The following is a 26,872-nucleotide window of genomic DNA, read 5'->3' as shown; positions in this document are numbered from 1 at the left end:
TACTCTATCACTCGTTTCTAGCGCCTTTTAAGTTATTGTTCAAATAAGCGCCTACAGCCTTGTTCTTACCGACTCCTTGTTCCATATAAAGAAACTTGGATTTCAATTTTTTCTCGTAACTTACAAGATGATTTTCAAATTCCTTAATCTTCTTATTGTTATCAGCGACTTGTTCTTCGAGCATCTTTACTTTTCCAGAGACAAGCCCCCCCGCATACTGAGTGTAAGGTTTTATATGTTCTAACAAATCGACTGCGACTCCTGTATCCATCCTCGCGTCCAAATTTGTATCGATTGCAAAAAGATTTCTGACTGAATCCGGATTTTCAGCGAGTTTAGAACGAAGTTTATCTTCGTCCAAAATTAAAAAACCGTCCTGTATATCGGCCCATTTGCTTCCCACCTTACCGGTGTTAATTCCTATGTCGCTTAACATTCTCACTGGATTTTCTCCGCTTACCGGATAAGATGAACTCGCAACCGTTTTCATTCCAGCGATCAATCGAATTACAGTATGTTCTCCGGATAAAAGTCCCGTTTTGGTTTTTCCTTCCCAAAAACTTTGTCCAATTTCTGCACCTTCTTCTTTTCCATCTTGAACGGTGGCATTTTTATCTACGGCAGTGGATTCTTTAGAAAATTTTAATACAGTGTTATAAGCAGCCACAAACTCCTTGATCATCTCGATACCTTTATCAGAATCCGTTTTTATATCTATGTTCACTGGTCCTTCTGTTTTTTTATGAAGATTAAGCGAAACCCCATCTAAAACGTCAGTAAGCCCTTCGTTTTTAGGACGATTGACTTCGATCCCGTCTACTAAAAAAACTGCGTCTTTTGCCTCGGTGATTTCTTTGGAAGGTTTGGCGCCTTTAAATTCTCCTGGAATTATTATATGAAAAGAATCTAATATAATGGTTTTACCGCTCGAATTCGCTAAAAGTATTTTATGAACCTTTTGACCAGAGGGAAAGTTTTTCAAATTGAGAATCACTTTTCCATTCTCTTTGGAAGCGGTTTCAAATATCATTTTTTCTTTATCGTTTTCTTTATAAAGAATTCCTAATTCTAGTTTGTCTTCCGGTGCAAATTCTGTGGAAGTAGTAAGTTCAATTTTTGTATTCTTTTTAAACTCAGTAGTAGGAATTCCAAATTGAAACGAACCAACGCTCGCAATTTCCATCCACTTCTTACCGTTTTCTTCTTTAAAAACGGGCTTAGAATCGGAAGGAATTCCGTATTTTTCAGGCTGAAAAACCTGGATCTGATCTGCGTCGGGAAAAAAATTCAACTCTTTAGAAGGATCTGCAGGTTCGATCGCGCCTACAAGATTGGCTGCTTGTAAAACTCCGTTTGAATCTTCGAACTTCAGTTTACGATCTTTTCCAGAAGAAGTCGCCGTTAGAGTAAGTACGTAATTATCTCCGTCCACTTTGACAAGTCCGGTGTTTACAAGTCCTGCGGCAGAAATTTTGATCGAAGAAGCAAGATCTCGGATTGTTCCTCCTGAAAATTCTATTTCTTTTTCGGAATCTCCGGAAAAGATTTTAAATTTCCCAGCGGGAATCTGTTTATTTACGTCCGTCTTTTCTCCTGAAATTTGGTGAGAAGTTGCAAGTTCTTTAATTTCGATTCTACGTTTACCGGAACTTGCAGAACGAGACGCGTCTCCGCTAATGATTCCTTCTGGTTCGGAGACGATACTTTTCATCGCAAATGGAGCTGTAAAAGAAATGAGTGCTCTTGTTTTTTCTTGTAAATCGGTTGTTACTGTTTTGAGGTCGCTCCACGCTTTCGACTGAGCTTTGTTAAACGAATTCTGTTGTTCAAGTCTGCGGATTGGTTTTGCTTCCAATTCCACTAATTTTTTTACGATTAAGTTCGTATCTTGTCCGGAGCTAAGTCCTGGAATCGTAAACGCGGGCATCTTGTCCTCCTACATTCTTAATCGGTCGATTCAGAAAAAAGATAAGGGAAATTGAAAAAATTCAATGTAGGAAACCAGTATAATACTGCAAATTTTGGATCGTTTTAAAAGTCCGTCCTAAAAACTTCGAAAGCTATAATCGAGTTTTGAAACAGGTTCTAAGAGGATTTTAAAACTTGTGAGAGTTCCAAAATTTCAACGTAAAATTTCAAATTTGCAGTAGTTCCCACAGATTAAGTCTCATTTCAAGTTTACTGCGATCTTTGAAAACCTTTCTGCGTGGTGTGAGTTCCCACAAATTCTGTAATTTACCATTTTGAACCGCTTTTTCATTGGTAAATTTCCATACGAGTTTCTACAAATTATGTTTCTTTTTCAAGCGATCTTGGGTTTTAGAAAAATTGATTCGCAATGTATTAGACTTAAAGTTTTAAGGCAAAGTCCTTAAGTATTCTCACTTCTTATAAAATCTTTGGCAGCCTTTGGGTATTTTTGTTGAGTAAAAATAGAATTTCAGAACCTTGTCTGTGGTTTTAGTTTCGATAATTACGGGGGAATGATGGGATCGCCTATTTTAGGAGAATTTTTAGGAACTTTTGTATTGATTCTTTTGGGAAACGGGGTTGTAGCCGGTGTTTTGCTTGAAAGAAGTAAATCCAAAGACGGGGGCTGGATTGTAATTACAGCAGGTTGGGCCTTTGCGGTAATGATCGGAGTTTTTGTTTCTAACGCATTTGGAAGTTCGGACGCACATCTCAATCCCGCTGTAACGCTTGCGTTTGCGATTCAATCCGGAGATTACACTAAATTGATATTCTATGTCCCAGCACAAATTGCAGGAGCGTTTTTAGGAGCGGTCTTTAATTACTTACACTATTTGCCTCATTGGAAAGAAACTAAAGATCCAGGAAAAATTCTAGCAGTGTTTTCTACCGAGCCAGCAATTTCGCATAACGTTTCCAATTTTTTTAGCGAGTTTTTAGGAACCTTTGTACTCATTTTAGGAATCGTTTCCATTTTCTCCCCCAAAATACAGGGGTTAGGTGCTCATTTCGGAACTTTTTTAGTAGGAATTCTTGTTTGGAGCATCGGACTTTCTATGGGAGGAACAACTGGTTATGCGATTAATCCAGCTAGAGATTTAGGACCAAGACTTGCTCATTTTATTTTACCCATAACAGGAAAAGGAACTTCCAATTGGAAATATTCTTGGCTACCTGTGCTTGCTCCCTTAAGTGGGGCCGCCTGTGCTGGAATATTAATTCGATTTTTATAATATAGTAAAAAATGGCATTTAAAGTTAAAAATCATTCCGCTCAAAACGACAAACGTCCGGTTTTTTGTCTAAAAAAACTTGAGTTAGACTCTATGATTCAATTTTTCTAAAAAAGTTAGAATCCTAACTCTGTCAATCGATTCTTACTCAAAACGATATAATAATTTTACGCTCACGAAGGTTATTATAATCAAGATTTAGAATATTCTATTTATATAATTATAAGTAACGTAATAAAATTAGCGGGAATCCGCCTTGCCACAGACATCCTGACTAGCCCCTCAGCTCTGATCAAGCAATTGCATGCAAAAAACCTTATATAATAATTGTTTTTAGCTTCAATAAAATACGATCTGTCGAACGACCTGCAGAGCGACCCAGGAAACTCAGCAAATGCCTCTCTAAGGATCGGCATCCAGGAAGCGATGCATTGAGTTCAGGAAGTGAAGACGCTGAGTTACTTCGAACGACCCGTAGGGAGTGAGACGCTAAGTTTGAAAGAGCGTGACTTGAGTCACCTCACATCGATCCTTTTCGCGCTAACTAACGTTCAATACTAAACTAATGTGAGTTCCTAAAAAATCGTCATATCTCCTGGACGTTTGAGAGTGAGTTTCCTAGAAATGTGGGAACTCCATTGTTTTTTAGTCTTTAAAAACTACTGGTTCCTAGAAAATTGAGTATCCTTAAATGTTGTGACAAAAAGTCGGTTAACGTGATTTCTGTATAATTCAATACGAAACGCGATCGGACAACGCCAGACTTTCTTACTCAAAATTTCACATTATTGAAGTGTCAACGATTGAATTGGATACTCTGTTATATAGCTCCGAGTAATGAATAGGAACAGAAGAAAACTAATTTTTCTAAAATTTCGTTTTTCTTTTTATTATCAATACCGTAAATTTTAAAACAAATTTCCGATCTCAGATTTATGGCCTTCGATGAGACATTTTAATATAAAACGCGCGTTAGTTGACTATGTAAGCACTGACCTAATTCCCGAACTTTAGAATTATATAGAATGATGAAAATCCTTCTGATATAAATGCTACCTGTGCACTATTTTAGCGATCATTCAGAAATATCTAATCAATTACTGCTAATCTTTATCACAAAAACCTACTGGGATTGTAAAACATTGAGAATTTTGTTCTATAACTATCAATAAAGTACATTAAAGTTGTTAAAAAATTCTATAGTTCAGATTAACAAAACTACCTCAATAGGCCGTTTTTATGAAACAGATGGAGAATTAATTCTTCATTAACTCTATGCAATTTTGGTCAGAATCGATCTGTTAGATATAAAATTAACGATCAAGTGTAAAGCCGTAGAAGTCACGGAGTTCTAAAAATCAAATGAATTGTGGATAATAGTAAAAAACTTATTTTCTAATTTATATCTTATAAAAAATAATGAAACGAGATGCGAAATATCGTCTTTATTTCTATTTTTATTTCATTCACTTCTTATAATTTATTTGCGGATATTCCAGATTTAAAAGGAGAATGCAAACCCAAAGAATGGATTTGTGTTCTTACCAGAAATGAAAATAATAAAATAGAATTTTACGTTCAAAATAGAACTCCTTCCGGAGAATATCCATTCTCAGTGAACTTCTACTTTACTAGTTTAGAAAATTTTGAATCCGACGTTACTCTTCCTTATCGTTTTATTTCTAAAGGTGGTTCAGAACCAAAAAAAATTCTTACGATCAGTCCGATCAACATTTATAAATCAAGTTCTTACAGTTCTCATATCTACGTAAGAGCAGGAGACAACACTTCCAAAGAAAATATGATTCCTTACCGTTTGCCTTTTGAATCGGCTTCGAGAATCGGCCAAGGTTATAAAGGAAAGTTCACTCATTCAGATACAATTCCTTATGCACTCGACTTCATTCTTCCCGAAGGAAGTTCTGTAGTCGCGGCAAGAGGTGGTCTTGTAATCGCTAAAGAAGATAAATATCAATCCGGCGGAATTCATCCATTTTTCAAAGATAAAGCGAACTTCATCCAAGTTCTTCATAAAGATGGAAGTATCGCGGAATATGCACACTTAAAATACGGAGGTGTATTTGTTCAGATAGGACAAATCATTCAAACTGGAGATAAAATCGCTCTTTCCGGAAACACAGGTTTTAGTAGCGCCCCTCATTTACATTTTCATGTTTTAAGACCATCGGTTGACTTTCAAACTTTGGAATCCTTTCCTACTTCATTCGAGACCGACGAAGGAGTGTTAGACGAACTCAAAGCTGGAACCGTCTATTGGAATCCTTCTAAAGTTTTACCCGCCGGAAAAATTTTCTTTGAAAAGGATTTAAAGATTTGTTCCGACCTTATCCAAAAAAAACTTTTGGACTGCGAAGAAAACTTCAATCCTCAAAAACGACCAATTCTTACGCTCGAAGTGAGAAAACCTGGAAAGTATGATTTAAAGGTGGAAGTATGTAATCCAAATTTAGTTTGTAAAAGAATCGATTGGATTCTTCAACCCCAATGGAAATCCTCTATATTTTACCTCGACTGGAATGTATTTCCAGAGCAGATAACTGGCAGTTATAGAATTCAAGTAATTAACGACATCGAAATTATTAAGACCTGGTTTGTTGAAAGATAACAAACGAGTTATCATTTTACTATTACTGATTTTTAGAATACTGAGTATCTTAAATTTTTATCTCAAAATACTATCGCGAAACAAATCATTAGGAACTCTATGACTCTGAACAATTCCGTAAAATCATTTTTAGACAAATTATTGTTAGGTGGTATTTTGGAAGATTTTATTTATATAACTCTAAGTAACGCAAGAAAGTTAGGAGAATCCGGCTTGTCACAGGCAGCCGGAGTGGGCTCTCAGATCTGATCAATAAATTGCATACAAAAAATGTTATATAATAATTGTTTTTAGCGTTCAATAGAACGCGATCTGTCGAACGACCCGTAGGGAGTGAGACGCTGAGTTACTTCGAACGACCTGCAGAGCGACCCAGGAAACTCAGCAAATGCCTCTCTAAGGATCGGCATCCAGGAAGCGATGCATTGAGTTCAGGGAGTGAGACGCTGAGTTTGAAAAGGCGTTCTGCTGTGTTTTCTTGCATCGATCCCTTTCGCGTTAATTCATGTTCAATACTAAACTAACATGAGTTCGGCCTAAGAAATTTATTTTTCTGAAAAAGTTGAATCTGAACTTCACTGATCGATTCTAAAATGTGGGAACTCATATAAAAGTAAATGTTTAAGAATTTATAATGTGATTTAAAATGTGGGAACTACTGCAAAATCTATATTTTACGAACAAATTCTAAAATTGCAGAAGCTCACATTTTTGAAAAAACCTTTTCTCATTTTCTTAAGCCGAACTCACGTTTAAACTACTAAGAGTTCCTACAAAAATCGTTATCTTCTGGACGTTTGCGAGTGAGTCTCCTAAAAATGTGGGAACTACTCGATTCAAATCACAAAAAACGAATGTTTTAAAATTTATAATGAGACTTAATCTGTGGGAACTCTCACAAATCTATATTTTACTGTAAAACTTTAATCTGTAGGAACTCATAAGATAACTTTCAATTTTGTATCTCAAGCTCCGATGGAAGTAAAAAATTCCAAAATTGTAGTTTCCACACTCAATTTTATTTTCACGGAAAAATGGACTTTCATGAATATCCAATTCAAACTCATGAAAGAAGAAACAATTCATAGCTTCAAAATAGGAACCAATCTCTTAAATTGGACGCCAAAAGTCGGAACTGCCCAATATATCTGTAGAACCTGAAGTTCTATGTCTCTTTCAATCTAATATAAGGAAGTTCATCGAAATGATTCTTAGTATTGACTCCCGATAAAGCAGGTTTAAACAGGAATAGAAATCCCCCGACAAAACTTGAAATACTCCGGGATTTTTGAAAATTTTCAGGTATCGAATGTCAAAACCCAAAGTACAAAACCAAACTCCGGCAACAACAAATCAAAACGAATCTTCCAACGGGAACCAACCAGAAATTCATTTAAACAATCCAAATATATTTTTTGACCGGGAACTTTCTTGGATCGATTTTAATCGGCGAGTATTGGAAGAAGCTAACGATCCCGAAAATCCACTTTTGGAAAGACTGAAATTCTTAAGTATCACCGAAACCAATTTAGACGAATTTTATATGGTTCGAGTCGCAGGACTTCGCAACCTAGTAAAGGAAGGAAACGACGAAAGAAGTTTAAACGGGGACAGCGCGTCAGAAATTTTATCAGACTTATCGGATAAAGTCAGAACCTTTGTAAGGGAAGAATATGAAACTTTCGCCAAAACATTAGAAGAATTGAAAGTAGCTGGAATTCATTTAATACTCAATCCGGAAGAACTGACTATAGAAGAAATTAAACAGATTCAAAATTATTATCAGGAAGACGTATCTCCAATCCTTACTCCTCTTGCAATCGATACGGCTCACCCTTTCCCACATATATTGAATAAATCCTTAAACCTTGCAATGGTATTAAGCACAGACGACGAAAAAACCGGAGGAAAAAAAGATCTGTTCGCAGTCGTACAAGTGCCGTCTGTACTTCCCAGATTTTTACAACTCAAAGGGAAAGGAGAGGAAAGAAGATTTTTTCCATTGGAAGAAATTATCAAACTGCACGTAGACGATCTTTTTTATGGAATGACCGTAAGAGAAATTTATCCTTTCCGAATATTAAGAGATGCTGATATTTCTATAGACGAAGAAAAATCCGTCAAAGACCTACTTATTACAATGAAAGATGAACTTAGAAACCGAATTTGGGGAGACGCGGTTCGAATGGATATACACCAAGGCACGTCTCCTTTTATTAAAAATACTTTGAGAGAACTTTTAGAATTACAAGACCACGAAGTATTCGACGTTGCCTCCATCTTGAACATAAACGATGCGATGTTTTTTTACGGATTGGATCATACATCCAAACTCAAATATCCTTTTTTCCAACAAAAAACCACTCTTAAGTTCGAAACTCCGGAAAAAATTTTCGAAGCGATCAAAAAGAAAGACAGACTACTTCATCATCCGTATCAATCCTTTTCCGCCATTGAAGATTTACTTAGAATCTCTTCCGAAGATCCTAAAGTTTTAGGAATCAAGATGACGTTATATCGCACGAGCGGAGATTCCCCCATTATCCAATATTTAGGAGAAGCCGCAGAGAATGGAAAACAAGTAACCGTTCTTGTAGAACTCAAAGCACGTTTTGACGAAGAGAGAAACATCAAGTGGGCTCAAAAATTAGAAGCGAGAGGAGTTCACGTAGTTTACGGAGTAGTCGGATTAAAAATTCATTGTAAAATGCTTATGATCGTTCGGAAGGAAGACGATCATCTAGTGCGTTATGTGCATCTTGGAACTGGTAATTACAATTCTACAACTTCCAAATATTACACCGATCTCAGTTTTTTTACTGTAAATAAACAGATCACGGAAGACGTAGCCACAATTTTCAACACGATCACTAGTTACGCTAAAATGCCGACTCTGAATCTTTTATCTGCGTCTCCTCACAATTTAAAATCTACCTTTATTTCTCTAATAGATAAAGAAAAAGAAAACGCACTTTCAGGAAAACCAGCAAGGGTCATTTTTAAGATGAATTCTCTTGTAGATCCACACATTATACTTTCCTTATATAAGGCGAGCCAAGCAGGAGTCAAAGTCGACCTGATTATCAGGGGAATCTGTTGTCTCAAACCGGGACTAAAAGGAATTTCCGAAAACATTACTGTGTTATCGATCGTCGGAAGGTTCCTAGAACATACCAGAATCTACTACTTTCATTCCGGAGGTTTCGAATCTATTTTCCTTGCATCCGCGGATTGTATGCCTAGAAATTTCGAAAGAAGGATCGAAGTACTTTTTCCGATTATAGAAAGTAAAAATAAAGAACGAATCAAAAAGATTTTAGACGTACAATTAAGAGACAACGTAAAAGCTCGATTTTTACGCCCAGATGGACATTACGTAAAAAAAATATTAGAAAAAGATGAAAAACCCGTAGATTCTCAAATTGAAAGAATGACATTTGCAGAATAAAACTTTAAAAATGAACATGACTACAAATTTTACAATCAACAAATCTGAACTTAAATCCCTTATCGGACCCGAAAAAATATTTTTTAGAAACGATCCAGAATTTGACGAAATAGCCTTTCTTTCTTTCGGAACGGATAGAACCAAGGTCTATCAACCGGATTTCGACATTCTCGCCTTTCCTACTACAACTGAAGAAGTTGCAAAAATTATAAAGTACGCATATGAAAACGAAATTCCAATCGTTCCTTCTGGAGGAAGAACCGGATACGCAGGTGGAGCAATCGCTAAAAACAAGGAGTTAGTACTCTCTCTTTCCAAGATGGACAAGGTTTTAGACTTCGATCCTTTTTTTGGAAGTATCAAAGTTCAGGCAGGAATGATCACTAAAAATCTTCACAAAGAAGTGGAAGAAAGAAATTTCTATTTTCCGGTGGACTTTGCTTCTACTGGCTCTTCTCAAATCGGAGGAAACATAGCGACTAACGCAGGTGGTGTCAGGGTCGTTCACTACGGATTGATTCGTCAATGGGTTTTAGGGCTTACAGTAGTTACCGGAACGGGAGAAGTTTTGGAATTTAACGGAGAAGTCCTCAAAAACAATACCGGATACGATCTTAAACAACTATTTATCGGCTCAGAAGGAACGTTAGGTGTCATTACAGAAGCAACTCTTAAATTGACTACAAAACCTCTGGATAGTCGAGTTTTACTCGTTGCGGTTTCTGATTTCACATCTATTCTTTCTTTATTTCAAGAAACCCATCTTGTCAAAGTTCCACTACTTGCGTTTGAATTTTTTACGGAATACTGCCTCGAAAAAGTTAAGTCTCACCTTGGAGTTCCAAATCCGTTTCAATCTATAAGTGCATATTATGTTTTGATGGAATTTGAAATTGCGGAAGAATCCGACGACGAAAAACTATTCGGTTTTTTAGAAACGATTACGGAAAAGGGTCTGATTGTAGACGGAAGTCTTGCGCAAAACTCCAGACAATCTGAAACTTTTTGGAAATACAGAGAAGGGATCAGCGAAAGTATTTCTATCGAATATACCGTTCATAAAAATGACATTTCTCTTCCCTTGAGAAACATGGAACCGTTTCTCGTAGACATGAAATCGTTGTTAAACGGCAAATATCCAGGATTTGAAATTGCTCTCTTTGGTCACGTCGGAGACGGAAATCTTCATCTAAACATCGTAAAACCGAAAGATCTTTCTAATGAAGATTTTTTTAAAAAATGTAAGGAAGTGGACCCAGACATGTTTCGTTTATTACAAAAATATCATGGATCGATCAGCGCCGAACATGGAATTGGTCTTTTAAAAAAAGACTTTCTCCATTTTTCCAGAACACAAGCAGAAATCATTTTGATGAAAGAAATCAAAAAGTCAATGGACCCAAAAAACATTATGAACCCGGGCAAAGTATTCTAATGATTTCCACTAACGGCTCAAGCGGCAAAAAACCGAGTAAAAGAAAAAAAAAGATACAATCTGAACACAGAATTGTTATGCGAAGTCTTACTCTGGACGACTACGCGGACGTAAAAGAGATCATGGACATCGTCTTTCCGGAGTTTGACGGTGCTTGGAAAAAAAATCAGTTCGTTTCTCAGATCACAAAGTTTCCCGAAGGACAAATTTGTATCGAAGACAACGGCAAGGTAGTAGGAGCTGCAATCAGTCAAATCGTCAAGTGGTCCGATTATGGAGACAATCACACTTACGAAGAAATTGTAGGAAAGGGAGATCTTAAAAACCACAATGAAAACGGAGACTCTCTTTACGGAGTAGATATATTCGTTCATCCTGAATACAGAGGTTTACGTCTCGGTAGAAGATTATACGACGCAAGAAAAGAACTCTGCGAAAAATTGAATTTAGAAAGAATTGTAGTCGGAGCTTGGATGCCTGGATACGAAAACTACGAAGATTCCATGACCCCAGCTCAGTATATCGAAAAGGTAAGAGACAAGGAAATTTACGATCCGGTTCTTTCTTTTCAATTAGCAAATGGTTTCCACGTTCGTAAACTTAAACGAGGATATTTCGGAAATACGAAAGGTTATAGTTCTTACGCGGTTCTATTAGAATGGTTGAATATATATTACGAAAAAGAAGAAATCGCTCTGATCGGAGGCCAAAAAACCGTCGTTCGTGTAGGAGTGGTTCAAATGCAGATGCGTCCAGTTGCAGGAATCGAAGAACTGATGCATCAGGTGGAATTTTTCGTAGATACAGTTGCTGGATATAACGTAGACTTCGTATTATTTCCTGAATTTTTTAATGCGTCTTTGCTCGCAAAATACAATGACAGAAACCCCTCTGATGCGATGCGTGCGCTTTCCAGTCATACCGAAAACATCATTGAAAAGATGGTGGAGCTTGCAGTTTCATACAACGTCAATATCATTTCCGGTAGTATGCCGGAATACAGAGACAATACGCTGCATAACGTTTCTTATCTCTGTAGAAGGGACGGCACCTACGAAGAACAATATAAACTTCATATTACACCAGACGAAGATTTTTATTGGGGAGTTAAAGGTGGATACAACCTTTCCGTGTTCAATACGGACGCTTGTAAGATAGGGATTCTGATTTGTTTTGATGTAGAATTTCCGGAACTTCCTAGATTTTTAGCGGATCAAGGAATGGATATTCTTTTTGTTCCTTTTTATACCGATACTAAAAATGGTTATAACCGAGTCAGACACTGTGCAATGGCCAGAGCAATCGAAAACGAATGTTATGTGGTTATTTCGGGTTCAGTTGGTGGTCTTCCTCACGTGGAGAATATGGACATTCAATATGCTCAGTCGGCAGTATTTACTCCTTCCGATTTTGCTTTTCCTCATGACTGTGTTGCCGCCGAGTCTGTTCCCAATACCGAAATGACTTTGATCGCCGATTTAGATCTGGACCTTTTAAAAGAACTTCGTAAAAAAGGTTCCGTTCGCAATCTTTCTAATCGAAGAAGAGATCTTTATGAACTAAAATGGATTTACGAATCATGAAAATTTTTTCAATTATAGCAATTTTAATCTGGCTTGTATTTGCGGGTCTTCAATGGAACGATCCAGATCCTTGGCTTTGGATTCCAATTTATATGAGTGTTGTCGTTTTATATGCAGGTTTTATAATATATCCGGCAAAAACGAAATTTTGGTTTTACATTTCTTGGATTCTTTCTATACTTTTTTGTGCGGGAACTGTTTTTGCAGCAACTTTGATCCAGAGTTTTTCTTTTGACGACGAAATCACGAGAGAAACCGGAGGTCTGATTTTATCCGCGATTTGGTCTGGAATTTTAGGTTATTGGATTCGTAAAAAAGATTTAAATTAGGCACAATTTTTGATGACTTCTGCATCTTTTATAAGATTGATTCGTTAACTTTTGGAACGATCTCCATGCGTCGATAGTAAAATTTGCGACATTGATTTTATAAGAACTTTTAGTTTACAAGCTATCTCAAAAATAATTTGAATCGGCATTTTAGGCAAAGATAAAGTATTTTTGAGATCCCTTTTAGTAATTTAACGTAAGAGAATCATTCTAGAACTTGGTTTTTCTGTAAAAACTAAACGTGGGAACTACCACAAATCCATATTTTACGATAAAACTTTGTAGCGTGGGAACTACACGATCAGTTATAAAAGAGTTGTTGAAAAATTCCATAGTTCAAGTTTAAGAGAACTGCTTCAATCAACCGTTTCCATAAAATAGAAACTAATGGCGATTCATTTTTCAACAACTCTAATGATAATCAAGTTATTTAAGAAACTTAATTTGTAGGAATTCCTTCCACGAGTTTATATTTTAACGTGAGTTTAACGTCAGAAAATGAGAAAGAATTTTCTAAAAATGTGGTGAATCCCTACATTTTAGAATTTATCTATAAAATCGCAATTTGCGGGAGTTCCCATAAATTTAATCACATTATAAATTTTTAAACATTTATTTTTGTATGAGTTCCCACATTTAAGGAATCAATCCATAAAGTTCAGACTTCAACTTTTTTCAGAATCATGGGTCCCTTACTCCAACTCGCATTAATTTAGCATGATTCGGCATAACGCGAAAAAAGGATCGATTCGAGAGAACTCAAGCCACGCTATTTCAAACTCAGCGTCTCGCTTATGGGCGCTTGACAAATCGCGTTCTATCTTGAAACTAAAGACGAAATATTGAATTAAATTTTCCGTATGCAATTTATTAACCAAAACTGAGAACCCGGTCCAATTGTAACAAACGAGTTGGATTTCCCTGATTTCCTTACGTAGAACTCACATTAAATTAGAATATTATAAAATTAGATTCAATATTAGAAAGCCATTTCAAAAATAATTAAAAAGTAAAGTCAAATCCAAAAATAAAATCTTCAAATGCGACTTTTAGAAAAATAAAAAATGGACCGATCTATAACTGGTTGATTTGATCGGTCCTTCATGAGAGTTATTGAAAATAATTTTTTCTTTCGATTAAAACTAGATCACCAAAGTGTCTTTTCTAATCTAAGAGCCGGTCTCAAAACTACCTATCAAAAAAGTTAAAAGCAATGATAGAGCTTGCGAGATAAAGAGATGCAAGATAATTTTCAGATTTTCTTTCCCAACGAATTAGGATAGCCCTGAATCGATTGTGCCAACTGTTAGTTCTTTCAACGACCCAACGTCTAGGTTTTCCTTTATATTTACCGATGAGAGGCTTTTCACCTTTTTTCCGAATATGAGATTGAATGTTTCTTCTTTTGATTAAAACTTCTATATCTTTGAAATCATAACCTTTATCTAAACAAATATGTTTTGGCTTCTTTCTTCTTTTTCCGGAAAATATTAGGATTGAATTCAACGTATCTTTTACACCGTGTTTGTCATGAACGTTAGCTCCAGTCAATGTAATTGCCAAAGGAATTCCATTTCCATCTGTAAGAATATGCCGTTTAACCCCTAATTTGGCACGGTCTGTAGGGTTTTTCCCAGTTAAGCTCCCCCTTTGGGAGCTTTAACCATTGCCGAATCCATCGAAGCCCAGTCCCATGCTATTTGATTCTTTACATCATAATATTTTAAAATAGATTTATAAATCTTTTTGAATACTCCTGCTCGTTCCCATTCTTGAAATCTTCTGTGACAAGTTTGGCCTGATCCAAACTCATTCGGAATGGCACGCCACTGACAGCCTGTTTTCATTCGATAGATGATACCTGACATTACTACTCGTGTTGGTACTCGATTGCGACCTCCTTTCGGATTTACATTTTCTTTCGGGATTAATGGGGCTATTTGTTTCCAAAGTGCATCCGGTATCTCTGAATAATATTTGTCCATTTCACATTGATATTATTACCCTTTCTCTCTACAAACAGTTTTGAGACCGGCTCTAAGTGTAATAACCTATTCTCAAAATCCTAAAGAGTAAACTGGCGAATAGTAACCGTATAATCTTCTACTTCTCCTTGGATAAATGTTTCATCCGGACGAGGATACGTCTCCCCACCAGTCGCGGCCTTCATTGATACGCGCATTCTAGTGTTCCCAGTCAAAGCATCTATAGGAATTGTGAAAGTTTTTTGAATCGTTCCTCCGCTGTAAGAAGAAATAGTTCCTTCAGCAACTAACTCAGGAGAATCAACATAATTGTTAAAAACTCCATCACGGTTGAAATCGATCCATACTCTCCACTTATGTGTTCTAGATGGCATATTGATAACCGAATCTCCACGACTAGATAATCGAATCGTATATGTCAAACCCTTGTATATAGTTTGATTTAGATAAGTATTATCTTTATATCCGCAATCATTCCCGGAATTTCTTTCCATCTCAGAAAGTTTTACCAAAGTAATATAATGATCTGGCTTCATTCCAATACCTCCGCGTGAACTGGTATTTGCAGGCACTCCTACTGCATCCCAAGCGTCGATTGTACTTTTTACTTCCTGCGAAAACGATCCGTATAAATATTTTGATGCAAGGATACTCGCCGATCTTACGTCAAAATACTCGGCAGTAGGCCAGAGATACATTGACGTCGAATAGGCGATTTTCTCCGCTTTTTCAATGCTTATACCGGAAGTATTGTATTCACACCATAGATCATTGATTCCTTGTTTTCCATTCGAGAGTATATAAAACCAATGACTTAACACGTTACCATTTATGTGAGGGTCTTCCGTTGTGCTAAAATCCCACAAAGCGCCTTTATAAGTATTCGGTCCGGGGGTACGAACCGTGCTTGATTTTGGATTGGAAGCGGAGCGTTCACCTCCCGATGGACGAGTCTCATCGCCAAATAGCCAAATATTCTTATTCAGTCCGTTAGTCTTATTTACGAAATGATTGACGGCTATATTCCAAATATCTGAAAATCCTTCATTCAAAGCTCCTGGTTCATGAATATATCCTAATTCGGAAGTATATGCGCTGAATCCGTGTCCAAACTCATGAGATACGAAATCAAGAGAAGTAAAATCGTCGTATTGAGGATCGATGTCTCTTGGATTTGTATAAATAGTCGCACAAAAACTTTCCGGAGGACAGTAATAATAATAAATCTCTTCTGTGATCGGATCCCAATGAGCATTGTTAAATCCGAAACCGGAAATCGTATGAACGTTACTAATTATTTTTGCACCGTTTCTATCATATCCGGAATAATTGTGAATCGTATTAAAATAGTCGTAGGTTTTTTCCGCTCCCCAATGAGCATCCAATACCGCGTCATGATTATAGTCGTCATGATATTCGGCCGCAGACCAATAATTATTGGAATCAATCATTGGTATTTTCCGAAGTTGAGCGCCTAAAATACCTAAATCTACAAACTCCCAAGAATAAGTAATAATTCCCTTCCCTCTTGAATAGTCTTTGAGCTCGTAATGATTTTCTTGTCCCGCTGTCCAAGTTGTGATTGTCTTATACCCGCTAAATCGAGTTTTTGCCGTTCCATTTTTGATACAAGGTGTTTTATCTGGAAAACAAATTCCCAGATCTGTGGGCAATGGAAACGGAGTGGTACCTCCTCCGCCACCATCACCAGGTTGAGATTCAAATCGCACAGCATCTCTGCTTGTAAGAATTTCTCCGGAACCAGCATCCACATAAACATATTTTGAACTCGGCGGTTCTAAAGAAGAAATTCCAAATTTATACGTTAGACGATATTCATTTTTAAGATTTGATTCAGCTCGATTGTATACGATCAATTCTCCTTTAGGAAAGTAAGTCGCTTTTGGATCTCCTTTGATGGAACGAAGCCTCTCCTCTCTTTCAGACGATTCCCATAGATATTTTTTTGCGCCAAAATGTATCAACGCTTTTGATAAGGCATCTTCTTTAGATAAGTTCGGAGTTACGTTCAAACTTTGTTCAATTCCAGAAAAGTCACCGCCCATAAACTCGATCCTATTATCTTTAGATACTACGGTGTAGATTTTATTTTCAACCTTTATACTTTTATAATATTGTTGAAAACGATCCAGAATCTGTCCGTTCGATTCGTTTGAACGTGCAAGTTTATGTGTGTATTCGGTAGGAATTTGCAGATACGTTTTTAAAACCTCCGAAGCTTGGCCCCTATTGTATGGCACAAGGTCCGAATTGAATCGAATAAAAGTTATAGCGCCGTTCGACGAATACCCTCTTTCGGCTACTGCTTTTGGGTCCATCTGAACCGAATTTAAGATTCCCAACCAATACTCTGGGGCGAAGGTTCTTCCATCATCCCCTTTGCAACCTTGCAAAAAAAAACTTAAAAGAATCCCTAAATAAAGAAAAAAGATTTTAATCTTCTCAAATCGAAACTTTTGTTTATATCCCATTTGATAGCTCTCCTATGTTTTTAGAATGGCATTGTTTTAGTCCTTATCTGACACAATAGCATTCTAGAATATTTAAAATTACTAAATCATAACACTCTTATTCTTTTGGTTTTGACTAAGTTTCTAAATTGAGAGCAAAAAAATATTGAATTTGAAATTTTAAGGACCAAATTTCTGATTTTAAAACTTACCTAACGTTAGTTTGGCGTAAAAATTTATGATTCATTTTTTTGAAAAAAGTTGAAAAATTGATTCTTAAAATGTAGGAACTACTTTATAAAAATTTTTCTAAAAGTAGCTATATCGCATGATACTCTAGTTTAGTTCTGCAATATATGATCGACTCTCTCTAAATAACTCAAATTAGATGCGGGAAAAAATAACTTTTCAAAAAACAAAAATTTATTACGCCAAATCCGCGTTAAATGTTTCTACACTTTAGAAATTAGATTTTTTCTCAATTAAGATCCATACTTTATAGTTAAACACAGTTGTGTAGGAACCTCTATATGTTTTTAAAAACTATAAAATGAGGCATAAAATTATCCATCTATGCAGGAACTTTTTATTTTTAGAAAAAATTTTCCTAATTTTTCTACATCGAATTTATGTTCATATTAGAAAAAGTTTTTATCAAAGGATGGTCGCAAAACAGCGATTTTATGCAAAAATCTGATTAGGCAATCATTATCTTTAGATTTTATAGTAGTTCTAAAAGTAAGAGTTCCCACATTTTAGAATTTACCTATAAAAACAGAGATATCCCACATCCAATTTTATTTTGCAGAAAAACACACTTGTACAAAATCAATCTTCAAACTCACACGAACGCAAAACTTTCTTTTCTTCCTCTAATCCTAATTTTTTAGAATTTTTCTCTCAAAAAGAAATGATTTTAGATCATTCTCCCTTGACTCTATAAACTACCAACAAATATTGAGAATCATTTTCAAAATTGAAACTCAAAATGAAACATAGACTCGCTTTGCCTCTTTATATTTTCCTATTTCTTCTTTTTACTTGGGAAACTTCAGCACAACCAGAAGAAACAAACAAACCAATCCTTTCAGAATCTTCTTCCAACGGAGAAGAAACCGAAAAAGAAAAATGGAACCAAGGAACCATTTCGGTAATAGGAAAACGAAAAACAGACCTTAAAAGAATTCCTGGAGCTGCCACAGTCATTGAAAAAGAATTCTTAGAACAGACTAAACCGGTAGATTCGATGGAAGTTTTAAGAAGAATTCCTGGTGCCTCGATCCGTTACCAAGATACTGGTTTGATTTTAAATCTTGGATTTAGAGGAGTAAATAACGACCTAGGAAGAAAAGTACTCATTTTAGAAGATGGAGTTTTTACTTCTCTAAACCCCTACTCCGCACCGGAACAATACTATACACCTAACATAGATCGTATGGAAAGAATCGAAGTAGTCAAAGGTTCAGGAGCAATTCTATTCGGACCTTCCACAATCGGAGGAGTGGTGAACTTCATCACAAAACGTCCACCTAAAAATCCAGTATTTTCCGTTTCTGCTCAAGGAGGATCTTACGGCTTTTTTTCTTCTCAAGTTTCTTACGGCGGAACTTTCGGAAATACAGGAATCGATATTTCAATTCTTAGAAAACAAGGAGATGGATTTAGAGATCATCAAAGTTTTCGAATACACGAATTTTCATTTAAGTCAGTCACCGATCTAAACGAAAAACATACTCTTACTTCTAAATTTCTTGCAACCGCACAAGACGCGAATATGACTTATCTAGGTCTTACCACGGCTCAATTTTGGAACCATCCTTCTTCTAACTTTGCGGAACAAGATAATCGAAAATTAGAAAGATACTCAGGCGATATAGGTCACGAATGGAAACTAGCCGATCATTCTAAGCTTGTAACCAAAGTTTATTCTGCTTATACGGAAAGAAACTGGGCAAGACAAAATTACCTTAGAAACACCGGCTCCAACTTCAGCGCAATTCCGTCTAACGTGATCAAATCATACGATACGGAACCTTTTGTAAATCGTCCAGGTGATACTGTTTATATGTTAGATAGTGTGGGTCATAGAAATCGTTCCTACCGTTTTGTAGGAGTGGAATCTCGTTATCAGCAAGACTATCAATTTTTAGGAATTAAAAACCAACTAGACACCGGACTTCGTTATCACTACGAAACCGCAGATATCAAATATCTGGACGGGCCACCTACTCCCGATTATGCGATGTTTGGCAACGGTTTTAACAATCCACCTACCGGAGTTGTTTCCTCTGAATATTCTCTTGCAAAATCGGGAAACGTAAGAGACCACGAAGTCAATAATACCAAGTCAATCGCAGGTTTTGCTCAAAACAGTTTTAAATTCCAGAATAGTTTTTCCGTAATCCCAGGAATTCGTTACGAAATGTTTACTCAAAATAGGACGATCCTCCGTCAACAAACCATTGACCCTGTGACCAATCAACCTGATCCAAATTCTCCTTCTCAAGAAGTGGATAAAGGAAGTAAACATACCTATCACGTAGTCATTCCAGGACTCGGTCTTACATACGATATTCGTAAAAACTCAAATTGGTTTAAAGACCTAACTTGGTTTGCGGGCGCTCACAAAGGTTTTTCTCCGCCTAGATACCAAGACGCATTGAATAATTCAGGAATCATAAATCGGATTGACCCGGAATATTCCTATAATTACGAAACCGGTTTTAGAGGTGATATTACAAAATACTTAAATGCCCAGATCACTTACTTCCACTTAAACTACATCAATCAGATCATAATCACTTCTTCTACTTCCGGTAACGATTCTGCTTCTTCTGCTAAAAACGGCGGCAGGACCTACAGCAAAGGTGTGGAAACTAACGTTACTTTCGATCCGGCCCAATTGTTCGACGCTTCTTTTAAACTTCCGATCGATCTGATTTATACAAGAGCAGACGCGAGAATGAACCAATATTCCATAGATACTTCTAAAATTACAGCCGATCAGTCTTTTCTAGATTTTGTTGTTACCCAAAAAGATAAAAATGGAAACTACGTTCCGTATGTTTCTAGAGATACTGCGACTTTGGCGATTGGTTTTATTCATCCCAAAGGTTTTTATGTAAGAGCGGAATATCAATATTTTTCCTCCCAGTATCATGACGACTCAAATACCAGAACCGTTTATTGGGCGGATTCTATCACTGACCCTCTTGGCAAAAAAGTATTACAATATTTGAATATTACTTCTAATAGTTCCGGCGAAACCGGTGTAATTCCTGCATACGAACTGATCAATTGCTCTTTAGGATATAAGGACCCCGTCAAACGCTGGAGCCTTTTTATCACGGGTAAAAACTTAACGGACGTCCGTTACATTTCAGGTCGTCTACCAGAAGGGATTCAAGTCGGCCCGTTTCGTCAAATCAACGTAGGCGCTTCGTTTGAACTTTGATCTTTGTTTTAATAGATTCGATCTTTTAAAACTTAGAAAATCAAAAGTTTGACTCTATTAAACCTTTTATGTTTTAGGTGCGTTATGCGCCTTTTTACGCCTTCAAACACAATTTTATACTAAACGTTTTTGATAAGAGTTTTTTACTTTTGCTCCAGGGAACTTTTATAAAAATGAATTTTAAATTTGAGGATGACCGCACAACAACGATTTGATGCAGAAATTTTTTATGAAACCTATGGGAACTTACTTTGTTTGTAAATTTTTTTGTATGAGTTCCCATAAATAGAATATTTTCGATTGACATAAAATTTGATATTGAGAATTAGTATCAATATCATAACAACCAGTTCATCGAAAATTCCCCGGTTGCGGGCAACGCCCTCTTCCGGGATCTTTTTCAAAAACTTTCAGGAAATTTGAATGAATCTAAAAAAAATCACACACTATTTTCTACCTTGGATCGTTGTATCGTTTCTTTTCTCAAATTGTAAATCAGATACAAACAACGATTTAGGTTTAGCCTTACTGATGGCCTTATTTCAACCTACTGCAACTAAAGCGCAAGTAGTTGATCGTTATCTTAAATTAGGCTACGAGTCCTACGATCAAAGTTATAAAGACGCGGTCGCTTTTCAAACCGCTGTCACAGCCTTTGCCGCCAATAACAATCCGACTGCGGCAGATCATATCAATCTTAAAAATTTATACATCATCGCAAGAGCTTCTTATTTAACTACAGAAGCATTTCGTTTTTCATCCGGACCGATAGACAACGTAGACATTTTAGGTTGTGGAAGTAATGCAGACGGTTCCGGAGACGAAGAATGTGAAGGATTGATCAACGGATGGCCGTTAGACGAAAGCGCGATTAATGGTTATATTAACAACACTAACGCAGCACAAATGACTTATGCAAATGTCTTAGCCGCAAACGGAGATGCAAACGCAAATAACGCAGATGATCAAGACGATGAAACTGCACTTACAGTTGGTTGGCACGCAATTGAATTTATACTCTGGGGACAGGATACATCTAACGGAGGAGTCAATCAAATTTCAGGACAACGTACGATAGCCGAACTTACAGGAGCTGCTGGCACAGACGGACATAAAAGAAGAACCTATATGAAAGCAGTTACAGACGGACTCGTTCTTCAATTAGGATTAATTCGAAATCAATTTGAAGATGGTGCCCAATATTCGAATGGACTTAAATCCAATCCTGACGTAGCGGTCACTTATATCTTTCAAGGACTTGGTAAATTTATCGCAGGAGAATGGGGAGGAGAAAGACTTACCGGAACTTTTGGCGGACAACAAGAAGAAGAGCATTCTTGTTTTAGTGATACTACAAAAGCAGACTTCTATTATAACGCACAAAGTGTGTTGAACATTTGGAACGGATCTTACGAATTGAAAAAAGGAACCGTAACTTCCACAGGTCCCGGTCTAAAAAATCTTTTTGGTACTTTTAACGTTCCTGGGATCGGTTTTCAAGCGACTGCGGCCAGAGACACATTCTGTATTAATCTCCCAGAACAAACCGCAGATCCAAATTATACCACTTCTTGTAAACCTGGTTCTTTGACCGGAAGATACGATCAAATTATCAGAAATACGGATAGCGAATATCAAATTCTTTTTGAAGTACAAAAGTTTATCGGAGACAAGATGAAAAAGACGATCACAGATGCTGCAAAAACTATCGGAATTTCCATCACGGACTTTTCTATTTAAATTTAAAATAATATTTGAATATGAGAGAAAATGAAAATTAAAAGACCTTCAGCGCGGGGAAAATTGATTCCCCGCAAAATTTCAGTATATTCTAAAATTCGAATGGGATTTCTAATCGGAATCCTATTCTGTTTATTCACTCAGTGTAACCTCAAAATTTTTGACCATAAAAAAAACAACGACCAAGAACTAGCGATTATGTTGCTACTACTCGCCTATATGGATCCGGGAGAACAATACTCCGGAGGTTACACTACAACCTTTGATACTACAGTAAACGCTTTCGACCTCGCCGCCTCAAATCTGAGAGAAGGTGGCAACATAGAATTTCAAGGTGGAAATTCATTTTTCAATCGCACTTGGGTTCAAGGAGGCAACTCCGCTTCCGATGGATTGGGTCCGGTTTTTAACAGTACAGCCTGCAACGGTTGTCACGTAAAAGACGGAAGAGGAACTCCTCCACCGGATGGGAGTAACGTTTTTTCTACTATGTTGATTCGAGTCAGCAAAGATGGAAAAGATCCGATCACGGGCGGACCAATCGGATTAGATAACTATGGACTTCAAATCAATAACCGTGCAATTCCGGGAATTCAAGCCGAAGCGACTACTACAGTAAACTTTGCGGAAGAACCTGGAAATTTTCCGGATGGAGAAACCTATTCTCTGAGAAGACCTACATTCACAATTTCAAATTGGAACTTCGTAGCACCTGCGCTTGTACATCAATCTCCCCGAACATCTCCCATGATTCCAGGGCTTGGACTTTTAGAAGCAATTCCAGAATCTACGATCCTTTCCTTTGCCGATGAAAACGATTTGGACGGAGATGGAATATCAGGAAAACCGAATCTAGTTTGGGACGCAAAACTACAAAAGAAAGTTTTAGGTAGATTTGGTTGGAAGGCAAACGAGCCGACTTTATTCCAACAAAACCAAGGTGCGTTTTTAGGAGATATAGGAATTACAAGTCCTTTGTTTCCTGATCAAAATTGTGTTGGCGCACAAGCCGCCTGTTTTGCAGCTCCTGCGGGTAATAACGGAAATCCAGAAGGAACCGAAATTTCCAATAGAACCGCTGAGTTAGTGACCTTTTACACAAAACTGTTAGGCGTTCCAGGCAGAAGAAATTGGACTCAACCAGACATAGTTCGAGGGAAAGAAATTTTTTCAGAAATCGGCTGTAACGCTTGTCACAAACCTCATATTTTTACGGGATATTCGGAAGGATTTCCTGAAATTTCGTTTCAACATATCAAACCGTATACGGATCTTTTACTTCATGACATGGGGCCTGACCTTGCAGACAATCGAGAAGATTTTGAAGCCTCAGGAACGGAATGGAGAACTCCTCCTCTTTGGGGAACGGGTCTTATACAGAAGGTCAACGGCCACAATCATTTACTTCACGACGGACGTGCAAGAGGCCATAAAGAAGCAATTCTTTGGCACGGAGGCGAGGCTTTGACATCCAGAAATAAGTTCGTAAATCTTCCGAAAGCCGATAGAGACAAGTTGATTTTATTTCTAGAATCTTTATGAGAATTTTAGAATTTACGAATATGTCTTTTAGAAAAACTCGGGGTTTCAAAGGGATTACGGGATTGTTCCTAAGTTTTACAATTCTTTTACCGGGAATCCGTTGTCAAGATTTGGGAAAAATTACCGGAACCGAAATTTTACTAGTTGCATTGTTTGCAAATGCAAGTACGGGAGAATTTTTGAATTATACCGCCAATCAAGTTGCGGTTCCTCAATTTAAGCGCCTTCTAATTGCAACAGACGAATTAAAAACGAGCGCCGCGACCTACCAAGCCAATCAGAACGACACTACTCTCTCGGACCTTCAATCCAAATGGTTGGCCGCGAGAAAACTTTTTAAACAATCAGAGATTTTTTATATCAACCGATCTTATCTTCCTTCCAATTACTTTCATAGATTGGACGGTTATATTTTAAATGAGAATAGTCGTCCTGTACCAAACGATTTAACCGCGGCCGCGGCCACCAATCCGAACACAAATACTGTGGATTCCTATCCTCTGCCAAGAAAAGGTTTTGCCGCTTTAGAATATTTCATTTTCGACGATGGAAACGGAATACATACGTTAGCCGCAATCAATGTTGCAAATGGGAACGTGGGAAGAAGGACTTATATAGTTTCTCTCGCAAACGTGATCCAATTGGACGCACAAAGACTTTTAAATTCCTGGAGTTCTTCTTCTGGAAACTTTGCAGAAGAATTAGCCTCTGGCCAAGGTTCTTTCGGCGGCGTCAAAGATGCGATCGATTCGTTTATCAACGGTTTGGTTCAATTGGAATATACAAATCAAGACGTTCGAGTGGGGGTGCCAGCAGGCCTCACGGTTGCAGGAACAACCCAATATCCTACTAAACTAGAATCCGTTTACAGCGATACGGCGTATCAAGATTTGTTATCTTCTTTAGAAGGTTTGGAGCTAGTTTATTTTGGTAATCCCGGGGATCGTGAAGCAAAATCTCTGAGCTATTTAGTTCAGTTTCAAAATAGTGCGTTAGACGCTCGTTTAAGATCTAAAATTTCCACTTTAAAATCACTCATTCAAGGAAGGATCAACTCGCCAACAACTCTCAAATCTGATCTAGTTGCAAACCTTAGCTTTGTGAATACGGAAATTTATTCGAGATTTAGAGAACTTAGAATTATATTTGCTACTGAAGTCATCGGTATCTTAGGTGCTAACGCTCTTCCTTCTAATTCGGACGGTGATTAAAAAGGAATTACATTTTAAAATCGTCCTAACTTTTATTGTTAGATTATGATTTCTTTTTATACTTGGAAATCAATTGGTTTCAAAACCTTACTAATTTCTATAATATTAAGTATCGTTAATTTTATCACAAAACACTGATTCCATACAAAATATTAGGTACTCTATTATATAGTTATGAGTAATTTCTATAAAATTAAGTACCGCAAATTTTAATCGTAAAACCCTGTTTCAATACGAAATATTAGGAGCCTATTATACAGTTCTGAGTAATATGTGAGAACCGCTATTTCTAAAAGTAAGAGTTCTTATATTTTACTTTTTATGAAAAATTCGGGTTCTTATATCAAACTTATAACTGTAAAAAATTTCTATAAATAAATTTTAAATTTAAGAATGATTGTATAACAGCGATTTCATGTAGAAGTTTGATTGTAAGATCGTTCTATTGAACGTGAGTTCTGTATAACGCGAAAGGGATCGACGCGAGGTCAATAAATTGAAACTAAAAATAATATGTTGTATCATGTTCCGTATGCAATTTATTGACCAAAGCTGAGAGCCCGGTCCGGCTGCCATAGGCAAGCCGGATTCGCTCAGATTTTCTTACGTCGAACTTACTTTAAACTACATTAAATATAAACCCAATCCCTGGTTCATCTTTTTGAAATCGAACCGGAATATCAATTTTTACAGATTCGGTTACTGGAATCCCGGAAATTTTTCCTTCTAAAATTCCAATCGTTTTGATTCCCTCTTCCAATTCTACGACTGCTAATACATAAGGAACTCTTTTAGATAAATGTCCGAAACCTACATAAACAATGGTGTAAGTATAAATTGTTCCCTTCCCCGAAAATTGGATTTCAGATGTTTTAGAACTTCCGCAACGTGTGCAAGCTATGATAGTTTCCACAGTTTGGAATCCACAGGAATCGCATCTTTTTCCTTTCAAAATTTCTAATATACTTTCGGACATGTTGAATCCCTTACGCTTATTACTTTATTTTATAATAGATTTTTCACCAAGACGGACGTGAAACTATTCCACAATTTCTCTAAAAACATTGATCTTTTATATTGTCATTTTTCGCAATCCCAAAACGATCTTCGTATTTTCCAAACTTGGACTTTAACGTTTTAAAACCGATACGGATAAAATCAAAAAACGTTTAATTTTGAATTTCGATTTAAGTTAAAAAATAATAAGAATATTTTAATTTTCTAATTTAGAAAATCTATTTATTTTAGGCTAAATGTATTAGAATTGTTGAAAAATTCCATAGTTCAGGTCAACAAAACTGTTTCAATGAAAGAGAAACTAATGGAGAATTCATTTTTCAACAACTCTATTTTAAAATCTTTGAAGAATCTTTTTTAAATTTTCAATAAAGTGTAGCAGTTCCTACAGAAACCGTATGATTTATAGTTTTTTAAAATTCTTTTGTTATTATAGGAGTTCCCACAGACTAAGAGCCGGTCTCAAAACTGTTTGTAGAGAGAAAGGGTAATAATATCAATGTGAAATGGACAAATATTATTCAGAGATACCGGATGCACTTTGGAAACAAATAGCCCCATTAATCCCGAAAGAAAATGTAAATCCGAAAGGAGGTCGCAATCGAGTACCAACACGAGTAGTAATGTCAGGTATCATCTATCGAATGAAAACAGGCTGTCAGTGGCGTGCCATTCCGAATGAGTTTGGATCAGGCCAAACTTGTCACAGAAGATTTCAAGAATGGGAACGAGCAGGAGTATTCAAAAAGATTTATAAATCTATTTTAAAATATTATGATGTAAAGAATCAAATAGCATGGGACTGGGCTTCGATGGATTCGGCAATGGT

General features: G+C 36.7%; 16 protein-coding genes. 12 read left to right on the top strand and 4 right to left on the bottom strand.

Annotated features, from left to right (window positions below; translation table 11 throughout):
• Nucleotides 1-7: 7 nt before the first annotated feature.
• Nucleotides 8-1,927, bottom strand: coding sequence for a flagellar filament capping protein FliD (gene fliD / locus LEP1GSC059_RS05820; RefSeq protein WP_002176394.1), 1,920 nt, complete (start codon nucleotides 1,925-1,927; stop codon nucleotides 8-10).
• A gap of 559 nt (nucleotides 1,928-2,486) precedes the next feature.
• On the opposite strand from fliD, the gene LEP1GSC059_RS05815 reads away from it, so the two are divergent.
• The 7 genes from LEP1GSC059_RS05815 (at nucleotide 2,487) to LEP1GSC059_RS05785 (ending at nucleotide 12,623) form a co-directional block, all read left to right on the top strand.
• Nucleotides 2,487-3,203: an MIP/aquaporin family protein gene (locus LEP1GSC059_RS05815; protein WP_017214106.1), complete on the top strand. Its 717-nt coding sequence runs from the start codon at nucleotides 2,487-2,489 to the stop codon at nucleotides 3,201-3,203.
• A 1,428-nt stretch (nucleotides 3,204-4,631) separates the two neighbouring features.
• Nucleotides 4,632-5,828 carry a M23 family metallopeptidase gene (locus LEP1GSC059_RS05810; protein ID WP_002176248.1) on the top strand — a complete coding sequence of 399 codons (1,197 nt, stop codon included), beginning with the start codon at nucleotides 4,632-4,634 and terminating at the stop codon, nucleotides 5,826-5,828.
• A 99-nt stretch (nucleotides 5,829-5,927) separates the two neighbouring features.
• Nucleotides 5,928-6,077, top strand: coding sequence for a hypothetical protein (locus LEP1GSC059_RS23585; RefSeq protein WP_017214104.1), 150 nt, complete (start codon nucleotides 5,928-5,930; stop codon nucleotides 6,075-6,077).
• A gap of 1,060 nt (nucleotides 6,078-7,137) precedes the next feature.
• Nucleotides 7,138-9,276, top strand: a complete 2,139-nt coding sequence (gene ppk1 / locus LEP1GSC059_RS05800; RefSeq protein ID WP_002176204.1) for a polyphosphate kinase 1 — start codon at nucleotides 7,138-7,140, stop codon at nucleotides 9,274-9,276.
• A 10-nt stretch (nucleotides 9,277-9,286) separates the two neighbouring features.
• Nucleotides 9,287-10,711: an FAD-binding oxidoreductase gene (locus LEP1GSC059_RS05795; RefSeq protein WP_020980455.1), complete on the top strand. Its 1,425-nt coding sequence runs from the start codon at nucleotides 9,287-9,289 to the stop codon at nucleotides 10,709-10,711.
• Nucleotides 10,711-12,294, top strand: a complete 1,584-nt coding sequence (locus tag LEP1GSC059_RS05790; RefSeq protein WP_036057169.1) for a bifunctional GNAT family N-acetyltransferase/carbon-nitrogen hydrolase family protein — start codon at nucleotides 10,711-10,713, stop codon at nucleotides 12,292-12,294. Before LEP1GSC059_RS05795 ends, LEP1GSC059_RS05790 begins: the two co-directional genes overlap by 1 nt.
• On the top strand, nucleotides 12,276-12,623 hold the full coding sequence (locus tag LEP1GSC059_RS05785) for a transmembrane 220 family protein (protein ID WP_017214100.1): 348 nt from the start codon (nucleotides 12,276-12,278) through the stop codon (nucleotides 12,621-12,623). The genes LEP1GSC059_RS05790 and LEP1GSC059_RS05785 overlap by 19 nt, the downstream gene beginning before the upstream one ends.
• A gap of 1,188 nt (nucleotides 12,624-13,811) precedes the next feature.
• Here LEP1GSC059_RS05785 and LEP1GSC059_RS22860 read toward each other — a convergent pair.
• A protein-coding gene (locus LEP1GSC059_RS22860) for an IS5 family transposase (RefSeq protein WP_238323699.1) occupies nucleotides 13,812-14,551 on the bottom strand; the annotation gives its coding sequence in 2 pieces (ribosomal slippage) (nucleotides 13,812-14,263 and nucleotides 14,263-14,551; 741 coding nt in all).
• A 137-nt stretch (nucleotides 14,552-14,688) separates the two neighbouring features.
• Nucleotides 14,689-17,100, bottom strand: coding sequence for a M4 family metalopeptidase thermolysin (locus tag LEP1GSC059_RS05770; RefSeq protein WP_020980474.1), 2,412 nt, complete (start codon nucleotides 17,098-17,100; stop codon nucleotides 14,689-14,691).
• A gap of 967 nt (nucleotides 17,101-18,067) precedes the next feature.
• Here LEP1GSC059_RS05770 and LEP1GSC059_RS05765 point away from each other — a divergent pair.
• The 4 genes from LEP1GSC059_RS05765 (at nucleotide 18,068) to LEP1GSC059_RS05750 (ending at nucleotide 25,026) form a co-directional block, all read left to right on the top strand.
• Entirely contained in the window at nucleotides 18,068-20,533 is a 2,466-nt protein-coding gene (locus LEP1GSC059_RS05765) for a TonB-dependent receptor family protein (RefSeq protein WP_017214097.1), read from the top strand.
• Nucleotides 20,534-20,956: 423 nt separating this feature from the next.
• Nucleotides 20,957-22,273, top strand: coding sequence for an imelysin LruB (lruB, locus tag LEP1GSC059_RS05760; protein ID WP_002176222.1), 1,317 nt, complete (start codon nucleotides 20,957-20,959; stop codon nucleotides 22,271-22,273).
• A 198-nt stretch (nucleotides 22,274-22,471) separates the two neighbouring features.
• Nucleotides 22,472-23,815, top strand: coding sequence for a di-heme oxidoreductase family protein (locus tag LEP1GSC059_RS05755; RefSeq protein ID WP_002176311.1), 1,344 nt, complete (start codon nucleotides 22,472-22,474; stop codon nucleotides 23,813-23,815).
• Entirely contained in the window at nucleotides 23,812-25,026 is a 1,215-nt protein-coding gene (locus LEP1GSC059_RS05750) for an imelysin family protein (RefSeq protein ID WP_017214095.1), read from the top strand. Before LEP1GSC059_RS05755 ends, LEP1GSC059_RS05750 begins: the two co-directional genes overlap by 4 nt.
• A 619-nt stretch (nucleotides 25,027-25,645) precedes the next feature.
• On the opposite strand, the gene LEP1GSC059_RS05745 is transcribed toward LEP1GSC059_RS05750, so the two are convergent.
• Entirely contained in the window at nucleotides 25,646-26,002 is a 357-nt protein-coding gene (locus tag LEP1GSC059_RS05745) for a Zn-ribbon domain-containing OB-fold protein (RefSeq protein WP_002176291.1), read from the bottom strand.
• 568 nt (nucleotides 26,003-26,570) lie between these two features.
• Between LEP1GSC059_RS05745 and LEP1GSC059_RS05740 the strand changes: the two genes are divergently transcribed.
• On the top strand, nucleotides 26,571-26,872 hold a 302-nt coding region (locus tag LEP1GSC059_RS05740; RefSeq protein WP_238323704.1), incomplete at its 3' end, for an IS5 family transposase.

The sequence above is a fragment of the Leptospira noguchii serovar Panama str. CZ214 genome, assembly GCF_000306255.2.
In the GTDB taxonomy this organism is placed as follows: domain Bacteria; phylum Spirochaetota; class Leptospiria; order Leptospirales; family Leptospiraceae; genus Leptospira; species Leptospira noguchii.
The sequence above is the reverse complement of the archived record's forward strand: the minus strand, read 5'-3'. Positions and strand labels throughout refer to the sequence as shown.

Coding starts and splice junctions, on each gene's coding strand:
- fliD (WP_002176394.1), bottom strand. CDS start 1,927: ATGCCCGCGTTTACGATTCCAGGACTTAGCTCCGGACAAGATACGAAC.
- LEP1GSC059_RS23585 (WP_017214104.1), top strand. CDS start 5,928: ATGACTCTGAACAATTCCGTAAAATCATTTTTAGACAAATTATTGTTA.
- ppk1 (WP_002176204.1), top strand. CDS start 7,138: ATGTCAAAACCCAAAGTACAAAACCAAACTCCGGCAACAACAAATCAA.
- lruB (WP_002176222.1), top strand. CDS start 20,957: ATGAATCTAAAAAAAATCACACACTATTTTCTACCTTGGATCGTTGTA.
- LEP1GSC059_RS05815 (WP_017214106.1), top strand. CDS start 2,487: ATGGGATCGCCTATTTTAGGAGAATTTTTAGGAACTTTTGTATTGATT.
- LEP1GSC059_RS05795 (WP_020980455.1), top strand. CDS start 9,287: ATGAACATGACTACAAATTTTACAATCAACAAATCTGAACTTAAATCC.
- LEP1GSC059_RS05810 (WP_002176248.1), top strand. CDS start 4,632: ATGCGAAATATCGTCTTTATTTCTATTTTTATTTCATTCACTTCTTAT.
- LEP1GSC059_RS05765 (WP_017214097.1), top strand. CDS start 18,068: ATGAAACATAGACTCGCTTTGCCTCTTTATATTTTCCTATTTCTTCTT.
- LEP1GSC059_RS05770 (WP_020980474.1), bottom strand. CDS start 17,100: ATGGGATATAAACAAAAGTTTCGATTTGAGAAGATTAAAATCTTTTTT.
- LEP1GSC059_RS05745 (WP_002176291.1), bottom strand. CDS start 26,002: ATGTCCGAAAGTATATTAGAAATTTTGAAAGGAAAAAGATGCGATTCC.
- LEP1GSC059_RS05785 (WP_017214100.1), top strand. CDS start 12,276: ATGGATTTACGAATCATGAAAATTTTTTCAATTATAGCAATTTTAATC.
- LEP1GSC059_RS05755 (WP_002176311.1), top strand. CDS start 22,472: ATGTTGCTACTACTCGCCTATATGGATCCGGGAGAACAATACTCCGGA.
- LEP1GSC059_RS05790 (WP_036057169.1), top strand. CDS start 10,711: ATGATTTCCACTAACGGCTCAAGCGGCAAAAAACCGAGTAAAAGAAAA.
- LEP1GSC059_RS05750 (WP_017214095.1), top strand. CDS start 23,812: ATGAGAATTTTAGAATTTACGAATATGTCTTTTAGAAAAACTCGGGGT.